Genomic DNA, 5,044 nt, shown 5'->3' on the forward strand with positions numbered 1-5,044 from the left:
CGGTCAACGGCGCGGTGGGCGACTGCGCCGGGGCAGGCGCCGCCGTCCAGGCCGCGGTCGCGGTGCTGTCACTGGCCGCCGGCACCGTGCCGCCGACGGCCGGGTATCGCGTGGCCGACGACCGCCTCCCACCGCTCGACGTCACCACCGCCCCACGGCCGCTGCCCGTCGGGCCGGTTCTCGTCCACAGTCTTGATCACGACGGCCACGCGGTCGCCCTGCTCATCGGAGCCGCCGGATGACGAACACCCTCCCCGCTCCTGGTCTTGCCGGGCGATCCACCGGCAGCAACGTCGTCCACCGCCTGCTCGACGCCCACCTCGAGCAGGGCGCCGCGGACGCCGTCGCCGTGCGTTCCGCGGAACGCACCCTCACCTATGCCGACCTGCATCGGGAGGCGTGCCGCGTGGCGAACGCGTTCGCGGCAGCCGGTGTGGAGTGCGAGAACAGGGTGCTGCTGGTGCTGCCGGACGGCCCGGAGTACGTCGCCTGCGTGCTCGGCCTACTGCGGCTCGGCGCGGTCCCGGTGCCGCTGGCGACGCTGCTCACTGGCGACGACTACCTGCGGATCGCGGCCGACTGCAGGCCGAAGATGGCCGTCGTCGGACCGGACGAGCTCAGGCGGATCGAGGAGGTCCGGCAGCAGTTGCCGTTCCCAGGCACCGTCGTGGTGGTGGGCCCGCGCGACACCGCGCCGACCGGCGGTGCCCCCGGGACGCCGCGCTACGACGAATTCCTCGCCGGCGTCCCGGACGAGTGCCCGATCACTCGCGTGAACATCGACGACGTGGCCGTGATCCAGTACACCTCCGGCAGCACCGGCGCGCCCAAGGGCGTCGTCCACCTGCATCGCGGTCTGCGAGGCGTCCTCGACGGCGTGATGGAGCGGCTCGGGCTGGGCCGCGCCGACGTCTGCTTCTCCACCGCCAAGCTGTCGTTCGGGTATGGCTTCGGCAACTCCCTGCTCTTCCCGCTGGCCTCGGGCGCGAGCTGCTACCTGCTGGGCCCGCGACCGGACGCCGCCCGGTCCCTGGACGTCCTGGCCAGGGAACGCCCGACCGTCCTGTTCGCCGTGCCGACCCTCTACTCGGCCATGCTCGCCGTCGCGGAGAACCACCCGGACCTCAGGCTCGAATCGCTGCGCCTGTGCGTGTCGGCGGGGGAGCCGCTGCCGCCCGTCGTGGCGCAGCGATGGTTGGACAGGTTCGGGCACCACATCCTCAACGGGCTCGGGTCCACCGAGTGCCTGCACATTTTCATCGCCGCGCAGCCGGGAGTGACGCCGCCCGACAGCGCCGGGACCGTGGTTGCCGGGTACCAGGCCGAGATCCGCGACGACGACGGTCGCCGGCTGGGTCCGGGCGAGACCGGGCACCTCTGGGTGAAGGGCGAGGCGAACGGCGCCCGGTACTGGAACAACCACCCCGAGACGATCCGCACCATGGTCGGCGGCTGGAACCGGACGGGCGACCAGCTCTACGCCGACGGGAACGGCGTCTTCTACTTCGTCGCCCGCTCCGACGACGTCCTGAAGATCGGTGGCCTGAAGGTCGCGCCCACCGAGATCGAGGAGTGCCTGATGCGGCACCAGTCCGTGGGTTCGTGTGCGGTGGTGGGGGTTGCGGGAACGGACGGAATCCCGGTGCTGACCGCCTACGTGCGGCTGCGGGACGGCGTCGCGGCCGACGAGCGTACCGCCCGCCGGGACCTGCGCGCCCATGCAGTGAAGCATCTTGCCGTTCACAAGCGTCCCCGGGACTTTCACTTCGTCGCAGAGCTGCCGACGACGCCGACCGGCAAGATCGCGCGCCACCTGTTGCGCTCGGCGGCGGCCGGCTGATTTCCGCTCGGTTCTTCCCGCGGCGCCGGACTCCGGACTCCTCGTGACCTTGCTGCGGCGCCGGACGGACGACCCGTCGGCGGAAGTCGTAGTCCTGGGTGGGAGTACTGCGGAAGTTTACGGCCAGGATCAATCTGACGGGGGAGGATTGAAGCCGGTCTGCTCTCTATGGTCGTTCGTGACCCGATTTCGACCGATACCGGGAATGGTTCGCCCATCTCTGTGGGGACGTTTCGGTATCCGAAGACGACAGGAGAGCACATGGCACTGAAGGTCGCGCGAAAGGCGGCATTGCTGTCGGGGGGGATAGCAATGATCGCCGGAACGAGCGCCGCAGTTCTGCCGTCCGCGGCCGCGGTGGTGGAGCCCTCGGGCATCACCACCGCGGCCGGTGCCGCCGGCGACGTGGTCGGCGCCACCACCAGTGAGACCAGTGAGGAGGTGGTGCGCGTGGTTGCCAACGCGCCGGACCTCCCGGCGGAGGCGGACCCCGGCGGGGACTACTCCGCCCAGGCGCACCGGGATGCGGAAATCGACGCGGGCTGGGGGCGGTTGTACTCGACGATTTCCTGGCACGGTCCCAGCGGGGGCCCCTACTCGGGCAAGTATTCGGGCTCGACGTATGACGACCGGGGCGACGGCAAGTGCGTCAAGGCCTACGTGCTGCTTGACGGACACGCACACGGCATCTCGGATTCCTACACCTGCCGGGCCAAGGATCACGGCCGGCCCAAGACGTTCAAGCACAGCTACCGGAAGGTCTATTCGGTGAAGATCTCGATCTGCGCCCTGGCCGACGGCGAGCCGATCGGCTGCACTCATTGGCACTGATCGCAGATAGAGGTTCCGCGGAACCTCGCACTCGGCTTTCCGGGACGCACGCGTCCCGGAAAGCCGAGTGCGATCGCTGGTCTCCGGCCGGGGAGGCTGCAACTGTTGTGGTACGGATGCTCAACTCCAGGGTGGACGGATCCACGTCCTGGCGCCGATAACCTCCGGTGATGCGGGTCGGGCGGGCATCGTCACTGCGCGGTCTCGCCCCGCCGCTGGTCGCGGCCCGGCTGAAGGCGTTGGAGGCGCGGCATCCGCGGCTGGTCGATGGGGCGTTCGCCGTCGCCCTCACCAGCTACACGATCATCTGGGGCAGCCAGTTCACTCCCGCCGGAACCCGCCGGTTCGACCTGCTGGCGGGCCTGCTCACCGCGGTGGCGAACCTGCCCGTGGCCTACCGGCGCCGGGCGTCGTTCACTGTCGTGCTCACGTGTGCCGCCGGGGCCGGAGCCTTCGTCGCCCTCGGCTATTGGGCCTCTCTCAACGGGCTGGGCCTGATGCTCGCGATGTACTCCGTCGCCGTCTACCGCTCGCCGCGCGTGGCCGCGGTCGCGGCCGTCGTCACCTTCACGTTCATGCAGTACGGCCTGATGGCGCTGCATGTTGGCCCGCCGTGGTCCGTGGTCGCGCAGAGCCTCACCCTGACCGGCGCCCCCTGGGTCTTCGGCAACAGCACCCGGATCCTGGACGACCGCAACCTGCGGCTGCGCGTGTTGACCCAGCAGCTGCAGCGGGAGCACGAGGCGCGGGCCCACCGGGCCGTCGTCGACGAGCGGGTGCGGATCGCACAAGAGCTGCATGACGTCGTCGCGCATCACATGTCGGTGATCGCCGTCCAGGCCAGCCTGGCCGGATACGTGTTCGAGAGCGACCCAGCCACCGCCCAGGCGGCACTGCGCACCGTGGAGGGCACCACCCACGAGGCCCTGCAGGAGACGCGGCGGATGCTCGCCGTCCTGCGCCCCGCGCGGAACCCGCCCGACGATCCGACGTCGTACAGGCCGACGCCGGGGCTCGAGCGGCTGGGTGACCTCGTCGATCGCGTTCGGGCGTCGGGGGTCTTGGTGGAATTGACCGTGACCGGTCACCGCCGGCGGTTGCCCTCGGGGCTGGAGTTGTGCGCTTTCCGTGTCGTGCAGGAAGCGCTGACCAACGTTCTGAAGCACGTCGGGCCGACCAGGGCCGAGGTTCGCGTGGAGTATCTGCCCCGTTCACTGAGCGTGCTGGTGAGCGACGACGGCCGACCGTCCGGCGCGACGGGACGTCCGCCGAGCCTGCCGAACACCGGCCAAGGCTTGAACGGCATGCGCGAGCGAGCCAGGCTCTACGGTGGAACTCTGACGGCCGGACCGCGGCCTGGCGGGGGGTTCGAGGTGCACGTGGCGCTGCCCGTCCCGCCGGAGGTTGCTCCGCCGCCACCGTAGCGGCGCGCCCGGGACGGCGGGCCGGTCACGTGAACAGTGGGGGATCTGTGAGCTCGACCATCGGGGTGCCGGACGGGGTACGGGTCCTCGTGGTCGACGATCAGATCTTGATCCGTGCTGGTCTGGCCGCGCTGCTGGCCGCCGCTCCCGGCATCGAGGTGGTCGGCGAGGCCGTGGACGGCGAGCAGGCCGTGACACTGGCCGCAACGACGCGCCCGGACGTGATCCTCATGGACATCCGGATGCCCACGCTGGACGGCATCGCCGCCACCGAACGGATCCTCGCCCAGGCCGCGGACCCCGCCCCGAGGATCCTCGTGCTCACGACGTACGACCTCGACGAGTACGTCTTCGCCGCGCTGCGCGCCGGCGCCTGCGGATTCCTGCTCAAGGACGCCGGACCCGAGCGGTTGCTCGCCGCGATCGCCACCGTGGCCGCCGGGGACATGCCGCTGGCGCCGCCCGTCACCCGCCGGCTCGTCGAGGCGCACGTCGCGGTGCCCGTGGCGAGCGTCGACCCGGCGGTCGAGCTCGACGTCCTGACCTCGCGCGAGAAGGAGGTGCTGCACCTGGTCGCCAAGGGCCTGTCCAACCGGGAGATCGCCAACCGGCTCGTGGTGACCGAGGCAACGGTCAAGACGCACCTGAACCGGCTGATGACGAAGCTCGACCTGTCGAACAGGGCGCAAGCGGTGATCCTCGCCTACGAGGTCGGTTTGGTCGAACCCGCCCGCACCGCCGGACATTGAACGAGAGCCTCGACGACCTCGACGATGTCGGTCGTGTATCCGAGGTGGGGTGCCGGCGGCGCCCCGGAACCGGCCAGACCACGAAGGCCGGGCTGGCGCCGTCGGGAGCCAGCACCCGCCGCCGCTCGGACTGCGGGCCCCCGGGCCGGGCCGCTATCCTGGGGGCCGGAGGCGGCTCGCCGTCCCGCGGCGGTGGGGCC

The 5,044-nt window shown here is 70.9% G+C and carries 5 protein-coding genes; all 5 read left to right on the forward strand.

Annotated elements, in window-relative coordinates:
* On the forward strand, nucleotides 1-242 hold a 242-nt coding region (locus AC08OU_RS22405; protein ID WP_476605712.1), incomplete at its 5' end, for a hypothetical protein.
* A complete protein-coding gene (locus tag AC08OU_RS22410) occupies nucleotides 239-1,840 on the forward strand; it encodes a benzoate-CoA ligase family protein (protein WP_476605713.1) in 1,602 nt (533 codons plus the stop codon). The genes AC08OU_RS22405 and AC08OU_RS22410, both read left to right, overlap by 4 nt.
* A 261-nt stretch (nucleotides 1,841-2,101) precedes the next feature.
* Nucleotides 2,102-2,671: a hypothetical protein gene (locus tag AC08OU_RS22415; RefSeq protein WP_476605714.1), complete on the forward strand. Its 570-nt coding sequence runs from the start codon at nucleotides 2,102-2,104 to the stop codon at nucleotides 2,669-2,671.
* Nucleotides 2,672-2,841: 170 nt separating this feature from the next.
* Entirely contained in the window at nucleotides 2,842-4,095 is a 1,254-nt protein-coding gene (locus AC08OU_RS22420; protein ID WP_476605716.1) for a sensor histidine kinase, read from the forward strand.
* Between the two features lie 47 nt (nucleotides 4,096-4,142).
* Entirely contained in the window at nucleotides 4,143-4,844 is a 702-nt protein-coding gene (locus AC08OU_RS22425; RefSeq protein WP_476605715.1) for a response regulator, read from the forward strand.
* The last annotated feature ends 200 nt before the right edge of the window (nucleotides 4,845-5,044 follow it).

It is taken from the genome of Frankia sp. CcMO1, from assembly GCF_977945845.1.